This is a genomic window from Vibrio navarrensis (assembly GCF_000764325.1).
In the GTDB taxonomy this organism is placed as follows: domain Bacteria; phylum Pseudomonadota; class Gammaproteobacteria; order Enterobacterales; family Vibrionaceae; genus Vibrio; species Vibrio navarrensis.
Window position 1 is genome coordinate 1572577 of the sequence record NZ_JMCG01000001.1, and the last position, 18757, is coordinate 1591333.

The 18757-nt window shown below is 47.8% G+C and carries 12 protein-coding genes; 8 read left to right on the plus strand and 4 right to left on the minus strand.

What is annotated here, in order from left to right; genetic code table 11:
- Positions 1–147 precede the first annotated feature (147 nt).
- A complete protein-coding gene (gene speB, locus EA26_RS07050) occupies positions 148–1083 on the minus strand; it encodes an agmatinase (RefSeq protein WP_039426104.1) in 936 nt (311 codons plus the stop codon).
- Positions 1084–2994 carry an arginine decarboxylase gene (speA, locus tag EA26_RS07055; RefSeq protein ID WP_039426106.1) on the minus strand — a complete coding sequence of 637 codons (1911 nt, stop codon included), beginning with the start codon at positions 2992–2994 and terminating at the stop codon, positions 1084–1086.
- A 749-nt stretch (positions 2995–3743) separates the two neighbouring features.
- Here speA and EA26_RS07060 point away from each other — a divergent pair.
- Both EA26_RS07060 and EA26_RS07065 read left to right on the plus strand, forming a co-directional pair.
- Complete coding sequence (locus EA26_RS07060; protein WP_039428848.1) at positions 3744–4274, plus strand: GNAT family N-acetyltransferase; 531 nt, start codon at positions 3744–3746, stop codon at positions 4272–4274.
- 321 nt (positions 4275–4595) lie between these two features.
- Entirely contained in the window at positions 4596–5405 is an 810-nt protein-coding gene (locus tag EA26_RS07065; RefSeq protein ID WP_039426109.1) for a helix-turn-helix domain-containing protein, read from the plus strand.
- A 107-nt stretch (positions 5406–5512) separates the two neighbouring features.
- Here the strand turns inward: EA26_RS07065 and EA26_RS07070 are convergent, their stop codons facing one another.
- Both EA26_RS07070 and EA26_RS07075 read right to left on the minus strand, forming a co-directional pair.
- The gene (locus EA26_RS07070) at positions 5513–9406 is read right to left on the minus strand and encodes a zinc-dependent metalloprotease (protein ID WP_226978244.1); all 3894 of its coding nucleotides are present in this window, start codon (positions 9404–9406) and stop codon (positions 5513–5515) included.
- 13 nt (positions 9407–9419) lie between these two features.
- The gene (locus EA26_RS07075) at positions 9420–10250 is read right to left on the minus strand and encodes a hypothetical protein (protein WP_039426116.1); all 831 of its coding nucleotides are present in this window, start codon (positions 10248–10250) and stop codon (positions 9420–9422) included.
- Positions 10251–10833: 583 nt separating this feature from the next.
- Between EA26_RS07075 and EA26_RS07080 the strand changes: the two genes are divergently transcribed.
- From EA26_RS07080 to pheS, 6 genes are all read left to right on the plus strand, one after another.
- Positions 10834–11622 carry a TetR/AcrR family transcriptional regulator gene (locus EA26_RS07080; protein WP_039426118.1) on the plus strand — a complete coding sequence of 263 codons (789 nt, stop codon included), beginning with the start codon at positions 10834–10836 and terminating at the stop codon, positions 11620–11622.
- 185 nt (positions 11623–11807) lie between these two features.
- Positions 11808–14177, plus strand: coding sequence for an efflux RND transporter permease subunit (locus tag EA26_RS07085; RefSeq protein WP_039426121.1), 2370 nt, complete (start codon positions 11808–11810; stop codon positions 14175–14177).
- Positions 14178–14241: 64 nt separating this feature from the next.
- A complete protein-coding gene (locus EA26_RS07090; RefSeq protein ID WP_404976579.1) occupies positions 14242–14976 on the plus strand; it encodes an outer membrane lipoprotein-sorting protein in 735 nt (244 codons plus the stop codon).
- Between the two features lie 12 nt (positions 14977–14988).
- Positions 14989–16173, plus strand: a complete 1185-nt coding sequence (locus tag EA26_RS07095) for a hypothetical protein (protein ID WP_039426126.1) — start codon at positions 14989–14991, stop codon at positions 16171–16173.
- A gap of 212 nt (positions 16174–16385) precedes the next feature.
- On the plus strand, positions 16386–17552 hold the full coding sequence (locus tag EA26_RS07100) for a GGDEF domain-containing protein (protein ID WP_052079791.1): 1167 nt from the start codon (positions 16386–16388) through the stop codon (positions 17550–17552).
- Between the two features lie 210 nt (positions 17553–17762).
- The gene (gene pheS / locus EA26_RS07105) at positions 17763–18746 is read left to right on the plus strand and encodes a phenylalanine--tRNA ligase subunit alpha (protein WP_039426129.1); all 984 of its coding nucleotides are present in this window, start codon (positions 17763–17765) and stop codon (positions 18744–18746) included.
- Positions 18747–18757: the final 11 nt, after the last annotated feature.

The following is an 18757-nucleotide window of genomic DNA, read 5'->3' on the forward strand; positions in this document are numbered from 1 at the left end:
GATGTTAGTCCTTGCTCGGAGGGTAAGCAATGAGAAAATGTGATCTAAAGCAAGATTAATTTCTATCATTTGCATTAGAAAAATTAATGCAAATGTAAGAGTAATAAAAAGGGAGCTTGCGCTCCCTTTGATCAATCATTCAACGAATTAGAACTTCTCTTCGAACTCTTTGTTCGCTGCCCATGCGTAGATAAGCTCTAGCGCGATGGTGGCTCCGGCTAATGCGGTCAGGTCGCTCTGATCGTATGGCGGAGAGACTTCCACAACGTCCATGCCGACGATGTTGACGTCTTTCAAACCACGGATGATCTTGAGGATCTTATCGGAGTTGAGACCGCCACAAACAGGTGTACCTGTTCCGGGCGCAAACGCCGGATCCAGACAGTCAATATCAAACGTCACATACACTGGCTTATCTGCCACGATGCGGCGAATGTCGGCCAGAATCTCTTCGACTGTCATGTCGTTGGCTTGCATCGCGTTGATGACGTTAAAGCCGTGACCGTCTTGTTTGTATTCAGTACGAATACCGACTTGTACCGAGTGCTTCGGTGAGATCAAACCTTCTTTCGGCGCATGGTAGAACATGGTGCCGTGGTCGTAGCTACTGCCGTTTGCATAGGTGTCGGTGTGCGCATCGAAGTGGATCAGTGCCATCTCACCGTGGTGTTTGGCATAAGCACGCAGCACTGGTAGTGTGATGAAGTGATCACCACCCAGCGCCAGCATGGTTTTGCCGCTTTGCAAAATGGCTGAGGTCGCGGCTTCCATACGGTAGGTAAAGTCTTCTGCATCACCACAGTCAAAGACCAAGTCACCGCCGTCGATCACTTTTACTTTCTTGAACAGGTTAAAGTCCCAAGGAAACTTTTTGCCTTCCCAAGCGAGGTTTACAGAGGCACGACGAATCGCATCCGGTCCCATACGCGCACCCGGGCGACCAGAGGTTGCCATATCCAGTGGGGCACCAAACACCACCAGATCCGCGTCTGCGGCGACCGGATCTTTCACATACGGGCGACGCACGAAACTCATTGAGTTCGAGTAAAGCGAATAATCAGTTTTAGTAAACAAATCATTCATTTAGAAATCCTCTAAATAAGTATAACCAGACAGACCTTGTTCCAGCTCTGCCAGGATTTGTTGCTGCTCTTGGGCCTCAACACGAAGTGAAACCAGAGATTGGTAGTTCTTACGGATCTGGTCCACATCAATATGCACATAACGCATCATGTCTTCGACGGTGTCACCTTCGTTGACAAAATCAATATTCATTTCGCCTTGGTCACCGACATTGACCACCACACTGTGGGTGTCACCAAACAGGTTATGCATGTCACCGAGAATTTCTTGGTAAGCCCCCACAAGGAAGAAGCCCATCAAATAAGGTTCGTCCGCGTTCCAAGCTGGAACGGGGAGGGTACTTTCGATACCTTGACCATCTACGTACGCATCAATCGCACCGTCTGAATCGCAGGTGATATCCAGCATTACAGCGCGGCGGTCTGCGGTATTTTGCAGCCCAGAGAGAGGCATTACCGGGAAAACCTGATCGATACCCCAAGAGTCAGGCAGCGACTGGAATAGCGAGAAGTTGACGAAGAACTTGTCTGCCAGACGCTCGGCCAATTCGTCCAAAATAGGGCGATGGAAACGGTTTTTGTTGCTCATCAAACGATTGAGCTCGTAATAGATGCGCAGCGATGTTTGCTCTGCCCAAGCACGGTGCTCAAGCGTCAACACGCCTGTGGCGAACTGAGAATGCACCTCAGCCAAATCGCTCTGGGTGTCGTTGTAAATCTCAATCAATGCACGTGCGTCGGTTCCGTTGTGCAGATTCAACCAACTGCGCCACATGTTGTTGAGCAGCATTGGGAAATCTTCGTCCGGTTCGGTCACAGTTTCTGGCTTGTAGGTCTCTGTACCGATGACGTTGGCAATCAACACTGCGTGATGCGCTGTTAATGAACGACCGGATTCAGAGATGATCACGGGCATTGGCTGCTTGTAATCTTTACACACGTCACCGACCGTGTTGACGATGTTACGTGCGTACTCGACCAAGCCGTAGTTCATTGAGTTGGACGATTGACTGCGCGTGCCGTCGTAGTCGATAGCCAAGCCACCGCCTACGTCAAAATATTTAATGTTCGCACCAAGGGTACGCAGTTCGCAGTAAAAACGCGCCGATTCGTTCACTCCATTACGCACATCGCGAATATTGGCCATTTGTGAGCCAAGGTGGAAGTGAACCAGTTGCAGCGTATCGAGCTGGTTCTCTTGCTTCAAACGGGTGATCACATTCAGCACTTGCGAGGCAGAGAGGCCAAATTTTGACTTTTCACCGCCGCTCGCTTGCCATTTGCCCGTACCTTGAGAAGCAAGGCGGATGCGAATGCCTAGACGTGGGGTCACACCAAGGCTTTTGGCTTCACGCAGTACCAAGTCCAGCTCCGACATCTTCTCGAGCACGATGAATACTTTATGACCCAGTTTTTCGCCAATCAGTGCTAAACGAATGTACTCACGGTCTTTATAGCCATTGCAGACGATCACAGAACTCGCTTGTTGCGCCATGGCAAGCACGGCGAGTAGCTCTGGTTTACTACCAGCTTCAAGGCCCAGCTGTTTTGTTTCAAGTTGTGCCTGGCTTGCTAGAATCTCATCCACCACTTCACGCTGTTGGTTTACTTTAATCGGGTAAACCAGCAAGTATTTATTGGGGTATTGATATTCCTCAATCGCCTGGTTAAACGCGTCACAGATCGAATGAACACGCTGATGCAGAATCTGTGGAAAGCGAACCAATACCGGCACATTGAGCTGACGCTCTTCCAGTGCTTTGACGATTTTGCTTAACTGAATCTGGTGAGCATTGTCACTACGAGGTGAAACGTACATTTCTCCATGATCGTCAATGCCGTAAAAGCCTTGGCTCCAGTAATGTACGTTGTAATCTGCGCGAACGCGGTCTAGTTTGGATGTTTGTTCCACATCTAATCTCACAGAATATATCCGCACAACTGCAACGGATATTTAAGAACAAAACATGAGTGGGCTGAGCCTCTCATGGCCTGACACGCAACGCGTGTTGCGCGAATTAACGGACAATTTAACATTTGAGTCTAATGAATAAAATTAATTTTTACGACAATAGTTTCTTATTGTGACCTCGACGAAAAACAAACGAATTTTCATTGAATAACAGTGAGTAAGCACTTGATATTCAGGGGGTAAAATGTTGTCCACTCTTGGTGTGAAAACTCCTGTTTTTCATCAGAGTAATCGCCTTTTATTCAGATAGTTATCCGGTTGTCTTTGCATTATGCGCTTCGTGAGAAAGCGCGCTAGTTTGCCATAAGGACTCACGTTGCTAATGCAAATAATGAATATATTCATTCATGCAAAAATCACTTTCGAGCAGTGCCTGATTTTCCAGAAGTGCTTAATTGATTAAACATCATTCAACGGTCACAAAAGGGCGCTCCTCTGCGCCGTATATACTCACTTTCACTCGTTGCCCTTGCAGCAGGCGTTGAGCGTGGTAGTTCGTCTAGTCTTGTAAGCAACAAACCTGACTGATGATGTTTCTCCCCGTGGTGTGGGCAGTTTTAATATAGGCCACACTTTGAGATTATGACAAAAGCCGATAGCATCATGGCAAAGTAGGCTTGGCAGAAAATAGCCTGATGAGTAGCAAATATCGGCTTATCGAGCCTGATCAAAATAAAAAAGGTGTCGCAGTGACAGTCACACTCAGATTACTTAGCGAGAAAGACAGCAACGCTCTGCTCGCGTTTGAGCTAGAGAATCGTCAGTGGTTTGAACGATTTATCGCACCAAGGGAGGCTTCTATGCTCTCCTCTGACGGCATTCTAGAACATATTGAGTTTTGCTTAGAAGAGTATGAGGAGAAGCGCCTGCTGCCGATGGTGGTGGTTGATAGCCAAGGTGAGATCCTCGGGCGGATTAATTTCCACGATGTGAAGTTTAACCAAGGGCAAGCGGCGCTGGGCTACCGATTCGCCAAACGCGCATGTGGCAAAGGGTTGGCGAGTGAAATGATAAAAGAAGGCATTGATACCGTCAGGGAAATTGGATTTCGACGTCTTGTCGCTGTTGCGGCGGTGGATAATTTGGCATCGCAACGAGTGCTGGAGAAGTGCGGTTTTTCTCAAGTTGCTTTAGTGCCAAACTATGTGCGATTGCATGGCCATTATGTGGATTGTTTTCGCTATCAATTGAACCTGCGTAAATTGAAAAATGCAGTTTAATGTGGCTATGACGGGAAGTTATTCTTCTAAAATCGATGCGATTCCTCTCTTTGCCTGATTACTTTTTATCTTGGTAAAGCACTATCTCTGTTATTCTGCTAATCTTTTGATTATTAATAAATTGTTAAAGTTAACTAACGTGAATAATTGACTGCCTCACATTTATTAAACAGAGTATTGTCGTTTTTGTGATATTGAATGCATAAATGGAAAAAGTGTATCTATATCAAATTATTTATTAAAAAATCACGGTAACGGTTGCGAAAGATTTTTTTCACGCTACAAATATAGTCCGGTTGTAAAATAAAAAGGAAAGAAGATATGCGAGGAACTACTCCCGAGTATCTGTTAGCCGCATTAAGGCAGATCATTAAGAGCAAAGGGCTAACGTATCGAGAGTTGTCTGACAGATTAGGAATTCCTCTTTCTACATTCAAACGCCATCTTTATAGCTCGAACATTACGCTTGATAAGTTGATTGAATACTGCCGAGAGATTGATTCTACCCTTGATGAGCTGCAGAAAATTGCAGTGCAGTTACAGACAAATGATGAAAACTACTTCAACCATACTCAGGATGAAGTGTTTTTTAACCATCCAGAACTTTATGATTTTTATAGAGAAATTCGTCATCTGCGCGACAAAGACGGTTTTCGCTGGATGAAAGATAAATATCAGTTAGATGACTCAACCACTTATTCCTACTTTCGCGCTCTGGAAATGTTGGGTTTGATTAAACTCACCGAAGACAACAAATTCAGCTTGGTTGGTCCGATGTATTACCGTTTTGCCGATAATTCAAAGTTGAACAAAAAGTACACCGAAACGCTGAAAGAGCAGACAACCGCTTACAAAGACTGTGTACGGATCGGCTTTTCGCGTATGAACCTGACGGATGATCAGCTTACTGCGATTGGCAAGACGTTAGCGAAAGAGGTGCTGAAGTATCACAGTGAGAATATGGCGGATGGTAATTTTGAAGTATCTGACTTTAAAAACGTGTTGTTAATTGCCAGCCCACATGAGCCTTTGATGTTCTCCGACGGCATCGGCAAGCTGCCTAATGATTTCCTCAATCAAATCAAAGAGGCGATTGATAAAGCTGGGCAAAAGCCAAGTTTGGCACTGTGATTTAATATTTTATGTGTAAGAGCAAAAAAAGCGCCGTCATGAAGACATGACGGCGCTTTGCTTTTGCAGGGATAATCAGGCCGGCATCGGGCTTACCGGCCAGTGATTTAGTCCATCAAAGGCAACTGCTCAATGGCGCGGCGGTAACGACGGTACTCGCCTGTGCTCCATAGCCAGATGCTTTCTGCTGGGATAGCGTAGAACTTGGCATGCTCAGGGTTGTCTGCGATCTGTGCAGCGATTTCCGTTGCCTGAGTTGCTGAGTAGTCAAGTAGAGCGTCCAAGTACTCCGGATCGCTATCTTTATTCTCATCAATGCTCTGCCAAGCAAGCAGTAGCTCATCCTGGTTATGGCAGCCTTCATCGGCACTTTTCTTCGCTGGGTAGTAGCATTTTTGGCTACTATCGTAGGCGAATTTAGCTGGGGTGAAAGGGGTGCCTCTAAACAGCGATTCAAAATAAACGGCTGATTTTAGAAGGTTTACTGTGTCAGTATCACGCAGCATATACAAAGTGGCGTCTTTTTGCGTACGAATGCCTAACTGAGTGAAACGCAAGTTTTGCTTCACGGTGTAAGGTGAACTCTCCAGAAGTGCCAGTTGCTCGTCACGTCCGTCAATGAACATCGCTTTAAGCGCCATGTTTTTGGCTAAACCGTTGCGACGTGTCACCATGTAGTTACGCGTTTTCCAGCTAAATTCATAACCGCCTTTTAGGTCAACAGACAAGCTTGGCTTTCTGATTGAAATATCATCAATCAGATGTTGAGCGCTGTCGGCTAATCCGTACTCATCTGCCTGTCCGAACGCCACCAAGTTGGTCAGCAATGCATTAAACAATGGTGTCACTGTGGTTGGTGACAACTGGAAATAACTCTTCAGGCCGTAAAAATATGTTGGCATTTCAATGGAGCTACGTAAATCTGGTAGGTAACGTGTCTTGGTTTGGACACTCTCACCATTCTCGTCAACAAATACCGGGCCGCGGAAGCTGGTCGCACCGTAGCCTATGTAGCCCAGGTACTCTTTCATCTTCACTGGCGTACCTTTGGTGCCGCTGCGAACGTCGGAAACATCCATCAGCGCCATATTGGATTTGTCACGCGCGCTACTCCAATCATTCCTTTGCACCAGTGCCTGCGCTGCCAGCAATTTGTCTGGCCAGATCCCCATCAAATCGATTGCTGATGAGTAAATCTGGTTGGGGTTGTTGGCTTTCATATCCGTGTATGGGCGGCCATCACGGGTCTCTGATAATACCTTGATCGGTTGAGAACCACTTGCCAATTTAGCGACCAAGTCCTTGTCGAAACAAGATTCTGGTAGCGTGGTTTTATAGCTCATGTCTGGACCGTATTGCGCCCACAAATCATTTAATGAGGAAAATAGCTGTAACGGCTGAGCGCTGCCAGTGGTGACCTCAATTTCGCAAACATGATCGGGCTGTGCCATCACTTCAACAAAGAAATCTGCCGCTAATAAGGCTGCATCAAAGGTGTCACAAATCATTTGTGCACCTTGTGGCAATCGACTGCGAGTTGATGCATTTTGACAGTTGTCGGTGTAGAAATTCGCTACGTTTTGCCCGTAACTCTCTTCCTCTTCGCCTTTTAGCTGGGCAAAGTAGTAGTCGATTTCACCAAGATCCTCAACCACTTCACGGATCTCATTGAACTGGTTAAGGCGAGCCACCGTGTAGCCGAACAATCTACTCTCATAAAAGCTATCTCGGCCATTACGTTTGTTGAGGTAGTCGTAACTGTCCCAGTAACGCTGAATGCGGAACTTGGTCAACTCAAGGATATTGGTCCCTTCATCAAAGCGGTTACAGGTGGTCGTGCTGCTGGTGTTTTCATCAGTACAGTAGTAGTAGTTTTTAACGCTTTGAGTCGGTTGGCTATCGTCTTGTTTTGCCAACTGCTCTTTGAGCGCTTCCAAAGTACCGAGTGGGTAATCACGGTAGTTCTGACGCACTTTAGCGTCAATGGCGTCTAAGCTGGCGTATGCGACAGTCGGCTCACCTTGAGCATCAACGGTATTCACTTCGGCTTGGCGATTGTACCCGAAACGCAGTGCAGCGATGTCGTACTTACCATAGGTTGGCAGTTCGTCAAAAATCGAAGCGCCGTAATCCATGATCGAACTGTAAGCGGGGACCTTATCATAGCCAAGTGCGGTGATTTCTTGCTCGCTGTAGAAGTTGTTCTTGTCCATTGAACCCATAAAGTTATGGCGTAAACCGAGGTTGTGGCCAAGTTCGTGGACTAAGGTCGAGGTATAAATGTGCTGCGAAATCTGTTTGGTCACTTGCGCTCGCTGATCTGCGTTGAGATCTTCCCACGCTTTGAGCTTAGTATTGACCTTGTCGGCGTAATCTGGCTGTGAAGGATCCAAATGCGTGTTATCAAAGTAACCGCCGTTGATATAATCAATGCCCTTAATTAACCCTTTCGATTGAGTGCTCACCCAAAGGAACTGATCAGAATACATGTTCTGCTCAGCGTACGCTTGAAACTGCTTCGCATAGCTTAGGGCCTGCTTGTTAAAGCTGTGTTCCTGCTGCATATCTGGACGAAGCCAAGAGACGACTCCATTATCGAAACGAGGTTCGCTGGCCGCGACCATAGGAAGTGACGCTCTGATATTGGTGATGTTTTTCGCCATGACCAAGTTAGAAACGCGCTCGCCGCCAAAGGTCATTATCGCTGGTTCAGAAGCGGCAGTATTGCCGTCGTTCGTCGTGGTTTGGTTATTATCGAGATCGTTTTCAGTCGGGCGTGCAATCTCTTGACGGTTGTAGTGCACCGTCAGGCGACGCCACATTTCACGAGCGGAGGCGCGGATAACGCCAGCGTACTGATTGACGTGCGCATGAACAATTTCGCCAGTAAGCGGGTTGGTGGCTGAAGGGCCATAACCGAGCAAACCATTGTCGACCGGATCGGTGATGAGGTTAAACATGTTGATGCGCAAGTCACCAGGGTGCTTACCTGCTGGTGTCTCTTTATTGACGATGTTAATTGTCGGCACACCCGTTCCAGCAAGCACTTCGTTGACATGATCGATAGTTTTAATAGTGGTTTCTAGGAACTCACGTCCCTCTGCCGTGAAGTAGCTGTCACTTAAGTAGTAATCGATCGACGCTTTTTTCGGGTTAAAACGATTGATCAGGCGGTATTTTTCACCTTCTAAGTCCGCTTCACCATTGGTTGAAAGCGGCGTTTTTTCTTGGTTAAAGAAGCCATAGCGCTGAGAGTCGCGGCCGGGGTAGTGCACGACTTCATAATCTTTGCTGGCTAACTTGTCGAGCTTGACCAAAGAGTAGAAAAAGCGCGTTTTGAAGGAGAGATCTTCTAGTTCAGAACCAAACTGGTACATATCGTCGGCATCGGCGGTGAAAGTCCGTTCGACTTCGACGTTAATCACGCCAGCATCGGCATCGTACTCCCAATGGACCAAGCGCGGATCGGCCGACTCAGTGACGTTGTCTGCGGTCCACCAAGCATCGACGGTATTGACGGCCAGCGACTTAATGCCAGTGTAATCTGGCGTGAAATGGGTGGTCTCTTCCCATTTTAAGCTCGCATCGGTGTTGAGCTCTTCTTTGTTGGTGCATTCATCAAACTGATCTTCGGCACAGCGATACTGTTGAAATTCGCCAGGGATCTTCAACACCGGAGCAAGGTTGATGCTGCTGTCGTAGCGGCTCGGTTTACCATCGACTAGGGTATCACGATCCACTTCTTCGGCGATGATGCCGTTCTTCTGGTCAAAACGTAAGGTGACCAATTTTGGCGTGCCTTGGAAGAAGCCACGTTGTGTGGCCGCATAGCGCGGAGCAGCACCCGTTGATGGCATATAAAGCCAAAGTGATTCTGTGTCTAAAGAGCTTTTGCTGATCTGCTCAGCTGCTCTCGGTTCGTATTCATATGCGCGTTCCTCTGCGCCACAGCCATACAATGCCACAGACACCATAGTGGCGAGTAATAACTTTCTATACATGTTGTGCACCAGATTAGTAGTTATAAGTGATTGATAGGTAGTAAGTTGGCTTGTCCAAGTCGAATAAGGTGTCGATTGGGTTTGGTCCTCGGTCGGCATCGAAATACCGTGCGCTGTTGGTTAGACCAACAGCCAGTGAGATGTTTTCAGTTACGTTGTAACCAAGCTCTTCTGAGTGACTGAACTCAGGAGAATATTCATTGCCGCGATAAGTCCAAGACGTTGAGCTGTCGATGGTCGTAGAAAGCCACCAATCGCCAAATTCATACGTCAAACCAAAAGAGTTGCTGAGGCGATACTCTTCCAGTTGTGTTTTTCCCACGGTGGTATAGCGGTGGAAGTTCTTTCGAATACGCACCGAATCGGTCAGAGTCAGGCCTTCGAGCAAAAACGCCATGTCATAAGAGAGTGAGAGATCGGCGCGGATCGCGGTAGAAAGATCGCTTTTTTGCGCTGTCTCGGAAAGAGGAATCAAGACGCGCATGCCTGCGGAGAAGCTCAGATTCTCTGTAGGTTGGTATAGGTCGGCGTAGTTGGCCTTGATCCACGCGTTTTGCCAATATTGGCCTTTTTCACCATCAAATTGGTGAATGCCAGCAATATCGGCACTCAGTGTCCAGTTATCGTCGAATTGATAGCCAAGAGTTACGCTGGCATCTATCGAACGTGAGGCAAGGTAGCTGGTATCACGATAGGCGTTTCGGCTGTAAGAGCTCGACGCAGAGAAACTCCAGGGCTGGTCGCTTTCCACGCTGGCTTGTTCGTCGGTGGGACTTTCTGCATGTGCTGTTAACGGCAAACAAGTCGCAAAGAGCGCACACAGTGCGTAATGACACTGTTTCACGAAACTTTCCTTGTAATTTGTGATTGATGTTGTGTTTTTTGCAATTGACGAATACTAAAGGAACTAAGTCAACAAGAGAACCTATTCATGTAAAGTATCAGTATTTAGTGCGACTGGTACAATCAGATGGGTCTGGTGACTTTTTGCTCAATAATTGGATTGTGTTGTGTGGAATTTATAATTTAACAGAATGGTCTTTTATATTTATAGAGTCAATATAATCGTTTTTGTATCTGTAATTATGAAGCGTTAATCTCTTTTTAAACAAAAATACGCTGATTTTTGGGCTGTAAACAAGTGTCTCACTCAGATGTTCGACCTGTATGGATTTTCATCAGAACGTTTGGGTATAACAGAATGAGGTTCTATATTTCTGAGTTCTAAAACTGGTGGTTTGTCACACTCTACTCATCTCGTATTGATTAAGAAAATGAATCTTTGATGAAAGTCTTGCTTTGAGTGATTAATACGCTATTATGACGAAGTGTCATTTATGACGATTAGTCACAATTGTGCGTCATTTCTTTAGTAAAGAATCATGTTACAATCGCGGCAGGAGTAAATCGATACGGGTGAGTGAAAGATGTTTAACTTTGGCTGTAAGAAAAGCGATGAACGTAAAGAGTGTGCCTTTTCGTCAATCAAGACGAAAAAGCAACAAGCGATCGCCGATAGAGAAGTTGAATTGATCCTGCTGGCGAAAGGCATTGTGCAGAAGGAAGGTTTTGCCAACCTGACGATGGACAAGTTGACCGCGGCAAGCTCGTATTCGAAAGGGACAATCTACAACCATTTTTGCAGTAAAGAGGACGTAGTTCTGGCTTTATGTATCCATTCTTTAAAGAATGAAGCGATGTTTTTTAACCGCACAGCCGCTTTTGAAGGGTCGACGCGGGAAAAAATGATTGCGATGCATGTAGGCTTTCGCATTTACGCACGGTTGGAGCCCATCTTATCTACCTGCGCGATCATGGCGAAAACGCCATGGGTACTGGAGAAAGCGTCTCCAAGTCGAGTCAGTGAACTCAATGAGTTGGAAGAGCGGATGATCGATGGCGCGGATGCGCTCGTCAGTCATGCGGTAGCCATCGGGGATTTAAAGTTCTCTCCTGCGATTGGTTCGGATGCGATTGTGTTTGCTAACTGGTCGATTGCGTTTGGTTCTAATGCGTTAACGCAGAATGCATCAAACAGCCGTTGTATCAATCGTTTGCAAGATCCGTTTACCGTGCTTCACAATGCGAACATGCTGCTAGACGGGCTGGGTTGGAAACCACTTTCTAGCGAATGGGACTACCGCAAAACCTGGAGAAGGGTGGAGCAGGAGCTATTCGCTGAAGAGTTGGCTTACTTAGAATCTGTCGGACGTTAGAAGCTGAAAACCAATCTGAGGATTGGTTTTTTCATCACGCTGAGTGACGAATCGTCAAAAATGGCACGAGATTGCACGGAGGTGAGTGAGTTTCCGTGTAATAACTAACACATAAGTTAATAGCGCCAGCATTTGCTGGTTTTTAGAGACTTGTATTTGACGAAACGTCACAAACGGAGAGTGTGATGAAATACCCAACTTCTTCCCACAGTGCGCCTTTTTCTTGGTCATCCATCCCAACCAAGTGGAGTTTTTGGACGCTACTGATCTCAATCGCCTTGATTGTCATTGCTACCCTCGGAGCCCGTAATCTCTACTTTCGTGGCGATTACGATATTTTCTTTGATGGTTCGAATGCACAGTTGCAGGCGTATGATGAAATCCAAACCACCTTCGCCAAGAGCGACAGCATTGCGCTGGTGATTGCGCCGCAAAACGGCAACATCTTTGATGCTGAAAACCTAACCCTGCTGCAAAAGCTTACCGAAGTGGCGTGGCAAGTTCCTTTTTCTAGTCGCGTCGATTCACTGGCGAACTATCAGCATACCGAGGCGCTGGAGGATGATCTCGTCGTGGAGGATCTGCTGTACCGCGACTACGCATTCACGGCGGAGCGGATTGGCAAAGTCAAAGCCATCGCATTAAGTGAACCTGCTGTAGTGAACTCACTGGTCTCGCAACGTGGTGATGTGGCGGTTATTAACGTCACGGTGCAGTTGCCAGAAATTGACAAAACCGCCGAAGTACAGCAAGTGATTAACGCGGTCAATGATTTGGTCGCCAGCTATCAGGCGCAGTATCCGCAAGTCAATTTTTACAAAGCGGGTATTATTGCTTTAAACGATGCCTTCATGGTTGCAGCGCAAGAAGACAGTGCAACGCTTGTTCCGGCGATGCTGTTGGTGATTTTGCTGTTCCTTACCTTGATGTTACGCACCTTCTTGAGCGTTCTGGCCACGCTTGCGGTGATCATTGGGGCGATTCTCGCCACTATGGGGTTGTCGGGTTGGGCGGGAATGTTCTTACATACCGCCACGGTGAACGTGCCTACGTTGGTGATGACATTAGCGGTTGCAGACTGTGTCCATGTGATTGCCACCATGCGCCAATCCATGCTGTCTGGGATGTCACGAGCACAAGCAGTAGAGCGCAGTATCTCCATCAACTTTGTGCCGATTGTGATTACCTCTGTGACCACCGCGATTGGCTTTTTGATGATGAACATGTCTGATTCTCCCGTATTGCGTGATTTCGGCAATCTATCCGCACTTGGGGTAATGCTGGCTTGTCTGCTGTCAGTCACCTTGTTGCCAGCACTGCTGACGCTGCTGCCTATCCACATCACGGCAAAAGCGCAAAGTGACAGCTCTGATTTTATGGACAAGTTGGGCGATTTTGTCGTCGCCAAACGCCGCATGCTCTTACCTCTGTCGGTTGCGGTGATTGCCCTTGGCGGCGCGCTTATCCCTCTCAATAAAGTTAACGATGAATCGGTGAAGTATTTCGGCCACAGCAGTGAGTTTCGCCAAGCGGCTGATTTTATGGAGGCGCGCATCAGTGGTATGACGAATATCAGCATTGCGATCAAAACCAATCAAGCGCAAGGGATTGCCGATCCGCAATTTTTGACTGCACTGGGCGATTTCACCGCGTGGCTGCGAGCCCAGCCAGAAACAGACCATGTGGCTTCGTTGGCCGACGTGTATAAACGCCTCAACAAAAACATGCACAACGACGATGATGCCTACTACCGCTTGCCGCAAGACAGAGAGTTGGCCGCGCAATATTTGCTGCTGTATGAGATGTCTCTCCCATACGGCTTGGATCTCAACAACCAAATCAACGTGGATAAGTCCTCGCTGAAGCTGGTGCTGACCACCGCCAATCTCGGCAGTGTCGAGCTGGTTGATCTGGAGCAGCGTATTTACGCTTGGTTTGCTGAACATGCGCCGCAATACCAAGTGGTTGCATCGAGCCCGTCTTTGATGTTTGCCCACATTGGTGAAACTAACATGGCAAGTATGCTCTCAACGCTGCCGATCACACTGGTGCTGATTTCTGCCTTGATGATATTTGCTCTGCGCTCATGGAAATTGGGCGTGATCAGCCTCGTCCCCAACATCGCGCCAGCCATTATCGGCTTTGGTCTCTGGGCGCTACTTTCTGGTGAAATCAACCTGGGTTTGTCGGTGGTCGTGACGCTGACACTCGGGATCGTGGTAGATGATGCGGTCCATTTCTTAGCTAAATATCAACGGGCGCGCAAGCAAGGCCAAAACGCTGAGCAAGCGGTGCGCTACGCCTTCCATACCGTTGGTCGCGCGCTGTGGATCACCACCGTTGTGCTGGTGGCTGGATTCTCGGTACTGGCAATGTCCAGCTTCCGCTTAAACGCGGATATGGGCCAGCTCAGTGCCTTGGTGATTTTCCTCGCTCTAGTCATCGATTTTGTCCTGCTGCCAACGTTGTTGATGCTGTTTGACAAAGCCGAGTATCCGATTGAGGCGCCCGAGCAAAGCGGCGTCACGGCAGAATTATCACAAACCCAAGCCTAATAAGGAGATTGCTATGAAATCTACCACTAAGATCACCACCGCTTTTATTCTCGCCTCCAGCCTGATGTTCTCTTCATTGGCGCTGGCGAACAAAGGATTGGAGATTGCCACAGAGCGCAAAAACCGCGACCTCGGCTGGCAAGACTCGGTCGCTACCATGGAAATGTTGCTGAAAAATGCGCAGGGTGAAAGCAGTTCAAGACTGATGCGTTTGCAATCTTTGGAAGTGGATGGCGACGGCGACAAAGGGCTAACGATTTTCGACGAGCCACGCGATGTCAAAGGCACGGCATTTCTCAACCATTCGCACACCAGCGAAGCTGACGACCAGTGGCTCTATCTGCCGGCACTAAAACGCGTGAAGCGCATCTCATCGCGTAATAAATCGGGGCCATTTATGGGCAGCGAGTTTGCCTATGAAGATTTGAGTTCATTTGAGCTGGAAAAGTACCGCTTCAACTACCTGCGAGACGAAGTGCTCAATGGCCAGCCGAGTTTTGTGCTGGAACAAATTCCGACTGATGAAAACTCAGGTTATACCAAACAGGTTGTTTGGTTGGATCAACAGTTCTACCGTCCGCTTAAAGTGGAATTTTATGACCGTAAAGATGCACTGCTCAAAACGCTCACCTTTGATGATTACAAACAATACCTCAACCAGTACTGGCGCGCGCACCAGATGACCATGGTCAACCATCAAACGGGCAAAAGCACCGAACTCTTGACCACTGATTTGGCCTTTCGTACTGGCCTGAGTGCGGACGACTTTGAGCAGAATGTACTCAAACGGATTAAATAAAGAGGGAGTGACATGACACGTTGGACAATCAATGGAGGTCAGATTTTGGCCTCCGGACTTGCGACGGTGATCGCCTTGCCTTGTTTTGGCGTTGAGCTGGCAGGACAGGTTAGCGTGGAGCATAGGCAGTTTATTCAATCGGGTTTGCAAGGGCAAAATTTAGGCCAGAGCGCGTTGGTGTTGCAGCCCGAATTTTACTGGCAACAAGCCGAAGGGAATGGTCATTTTACCTTCACGCCTTTTTACCGCTTAGACAGCGAGGATGAAGAGCGCAGCCACGGCGATATTCGCGAAGCGCTGTACCTGAATTACTGGGGTGATTACGAACTCAGAGCGGGTGTTGGCAAAGTGTTTTGGGGCGTGACGGAATCGGCGCATCTGGTGGATGTGGTCAATCAAACCGATGCGGTGGAATCGGTTGATGGTGAAGACAAGCTAGGCCAGCCGATGCTGCATTTAACCAGTGTTAAAGAGTGGGGCACGCTTGATGCGATGCTGCTGCCCTATTTTCGCGAGCGCACCTTTTCAGGCGAAGATGGGAGGCTGAGAAGCGATCCGGTCGTCGATGGAGAGGCACTTTATCAATCGTCCCGAAAAGAGCACCATCTTGACTATGCGCTACGTTACACGCGCATGCTTGGCGATTGGGATCTTGGGCTGAGTTACTTTCATGGCACCAACCGCGACCCCTATTTCCAGTTTCAGCAAGGGAAACTTCATCCTTATTACGCGCAGATGAGCCAAGTTGGGCTGGATGTCCAAGGCATTGTCGGAGATTGGCTGTGGAAGCTAGAAAGCATTTATCGCGACAGCCTAGACAACCATACCGCTGTAGTGACCGGTTTTGAATACACTTGGGTTGGCGCGTTTGACAGCCAGATGGATGTCGGGTGGATCGCCGAGTATCTTTACGACAGCCGTGGTAGCAAGGCGCAGAGTATTGGTCAAAACGATCTATTTGCTGGCATGCGCCTAGCGTTTAACGACGAGCAGGGAACGGAAGTGCTCGTGGGCGTCACGCAAGATCTCGACAATCACGATGTGTACAACGCCAAACTGGAAGCGAGCCAGCGCATCAACAATCAATGGAAATGGCGTTTGGATGCTTGGTTGTTTGCCAACGATACGCCAAGCGATCAGCTCTACTTCGCGCGTCGGGATGATTTTGTTGAACTGGCGGTCGACTATTATTTTTAGTTATCAGCTTTTGCTTGCAGTACAAGTTTTGTGCTGAATAATTGAGGTGGATTATAAGTAACTGAGCACAGATAGCGGCTCAAACTCGATCTACCTCTTTTTTTCAACATTTGCCTAAAGCCCTTATTCGATAAAGGGGATAAAATTCTCTTATAGTCTGAGCACCGATGGGTGATGCTCGGTGACCATAAAGCAGTAGAAAGGATGGCATGTTGAATTCATTCAAATGGGATAAAAACTTCGAAACGGGTCTTGATGATGTCGATGAGCAGCATCAATTTCTGGTGGGATTTATCAATAAATATGGTGAGCTTCTGTCGGAAAATAACATCTCGCTGCAAGGAGTCCAGATGGCACTGTTTGAGCTGTCGCGTTATGCCGAGTTTCACTTCAAAGAAGAAGAAAACTTGATGCGTCAGGCGGGTATTTACCATCAGCATCTAGAACACCACATTCAGATCCATCACGCTTTTATGAGCGATGTTATGACGATGCAAAGCTTCATCAGCGAGCAAAATCGTGAATCAGCCGAACAACTCCTCAACTTCCTCATTCACTGGCTGGCGTACCATATTCTTGGCATCGATCAAAATATGGCAAGGCAAGTGCGCGCCATCGAGTCGGGTCTTTCTCCCCAAGCCGCTTTTGAGCAGGAAGAGCGTAAAGCCGATGCGTCAACCAAACCGCTGATAGATGCACTTAGCGCGCTCTTTATGCAAGTGTCTGAGCGCAACCGTGAGCTGCTGATGCTCAATCAATCACTTGAACAAAAAGTCGAAGAGCGTACCCGTCAGTTGGTGGAAGCCAACAAGCAACTGGAAGTGCTTTCGTTTACCGATTCACTGACCAAACTACCGAATCGGCGTTTCGCCATTCGTACCTTAAAAGAGCTGTGGGAAGAGGATCACGCCGAAAGCGACATGATGGTGTGCATCATGGTGGATGCCGACTACTTTAAACAGGTCAATGACAGTTGCGGCCATGACGCGGGCGATGCGGTGTTAAAAGAGCTGGCGCACAGCTTAAAACACAGCTTCCGCAGTGACGATATTGTGTGCCGTTTGGGGGGCGATGAGTTTCTGGTTATCTGCCCTAACACCGACTTGCACGGCGGCCTGCATATTGCGGAACTGGTGCGCAAGCAGGTGACTAATTTACTGATCCCAACGGGCATGGAGCCATGGCGCGGCAGTATCAGTGTCGGCGTGGCGCAGCGTACCAAAAAGATGCAAACTTATACCGATCTGATCAAAGCGGCCGATGACGCGGTGTACCTCGCCAAATCCCAAGGCAAAAACCGAGTCAAGACCACTCAGAGCGAGCACTTTTCCGAGAAAAACGCGATGGGGATGCCTCCTTGCCAATATCAAGTTCAATAACCGCATCTATTTCATCTTCTTGTCGCAATTCAGGCGTTAAATTTGTTTGATAAAGCCTGAATTGTGCTGCTTTGACGCCTTTTTATTCAATAACCTCTTCTTTTAATAATTCAATTTGGCATTAGTGGCGGCTTTAGCTACTATGTACGACTATCAAAAAAGTACCAATTACTCCCTTATGGACACTACCAAAAGGTAGATGAGGAAACGATGCAACATCTAGAAGAGATCATTGCTAACGCGAATGCTGCGATCGATGCCGCGCAGTCGCTTGTCGCACTTGATGAAGTGCGAGTTCAGTATCTGGGCAAAAAAGGCGAGCTAACCGCTCAACTGCAAAGCCTAGGTAAATTGCCACCGGAAGAGCGTCGTGAAGCTGGTCAAGAGATCAACAAAGCGAAAGAGGCTGTTCAACACGCTTTAGCGGTGCGTAAAGATGCACTTCAACGAGCAGAGCTTGAGGCGAAACTGGCGTCGGAAACGATCGACGTGACGCTACCGGGTCGTCGTATCGAAAACGGCGGTTTGCACCCAGTGACGCGTACGGTTGAGCGTATTGAACAGTTTTTTGGTGAGCTTGGCTTTAACGTTGAGTCTGGTCCTGAAATTGAAGATGCATTCCACAACTTTGATGCACTGAACATTGCCGCAGACCACCCAGCGCGTACTGATCATGATACCTTCTTCTTTAATCCAGATCTGATGTTGCGTACACACACCTCTGGTGTGCAGATCCGTACCATGGAAAATGGCAAACCGCCGTTCCGTTTCATTGCGCCGGGCCGTGTTTACCGTAACGATTACGACCAAACGCACACGCCAATGTTCCACCAAGTGGAAGGCATGCTGGTTGACGAAAACGTCAACTTCGCGCAGTTGAAAGGCATTTTGCACGATTTCCTATGTAACTTCTTTGAAGAAGAAGTGGAAGTGCGTTTCCGTCCATCTTACTTCCCATTCACTGAGCCATCAGCAGAAGTTGACGTAATGGGCAAAAACGGCAAATGGTTAGAAGTACTGGGTTGCGGCATGGTTCATCCGAACGTACTTCGCAGCGTAGGCATCGATCCTGAAAAATACTCTGGTTTCGCATTCGGCATGGGTGTTGAGCGCCTGACCATGTTGCGCTACGGCGTGAACGATCTGCGCGCCTTCTTCGAAAACGATCTTCGTTTCCTGAAACAGTTCAAGTAATCCAGAGGTTT

Excerpts from the sequence above, each read along its gene's own strand:
- speB (WP_039426104.1), bottom strand. The coding sequence starts at position 1,083 with ATGAATGATTTGTTTACTAAAACTGATTATTCGCTTTACTCGAACTCA.
- EA26_RS07090 (WP_404976579.1), top strand. The coding sequence starts at position 14,242 with ATGTTCTCTTCATTGGCGCTGGCGAACAAAGGATTGGAGATTGCCACA.
- EA26_RS07095 (WP_039426126.1), top strand. The coding sequence starts at position 14,989 with ATGACACGTTGGACAATCAATGGAGGTCAGATTTTGGCCTCCGGACTT.
- EA26_RS07070 (WP_226978244.1), bottom strand. The coding sequence starts at position 9,406 with ATGTATAGAAAGTTATTACTCGCCACTATGGTGTCTGTGGCATTGTAT.
- pheS (WP_039426129.1), top strand. The coding sequence starts at position 17,763 with ATGCAACATCTAGAAGAGATCATTGCTAACGCGAATGCTGCGATCGAT.
- EA26_RS07080 (WP_039426118.1), top strand. The coding sequence starts at position 10,834 with ATGTTTAACTTTGGCTGTAAGAAAAGCGATGAACGTAAAGAGTGTGCC.
- EA26_RS07085 (WP_039426121.1), top strand. The coding sequence starts at position 11,808 with ATGAAATACCCAACTTCTTCCCACAGTGCGCCTTTTTCTTGGTCATCC.
- EA26_RS07065 (WP_039426109.1), top strand. The coding sequence starts at position 4,596 with ATGCGAGGAACTACTCCCGAGTATCTGTTAGCCGCATTAAGGCAGATC.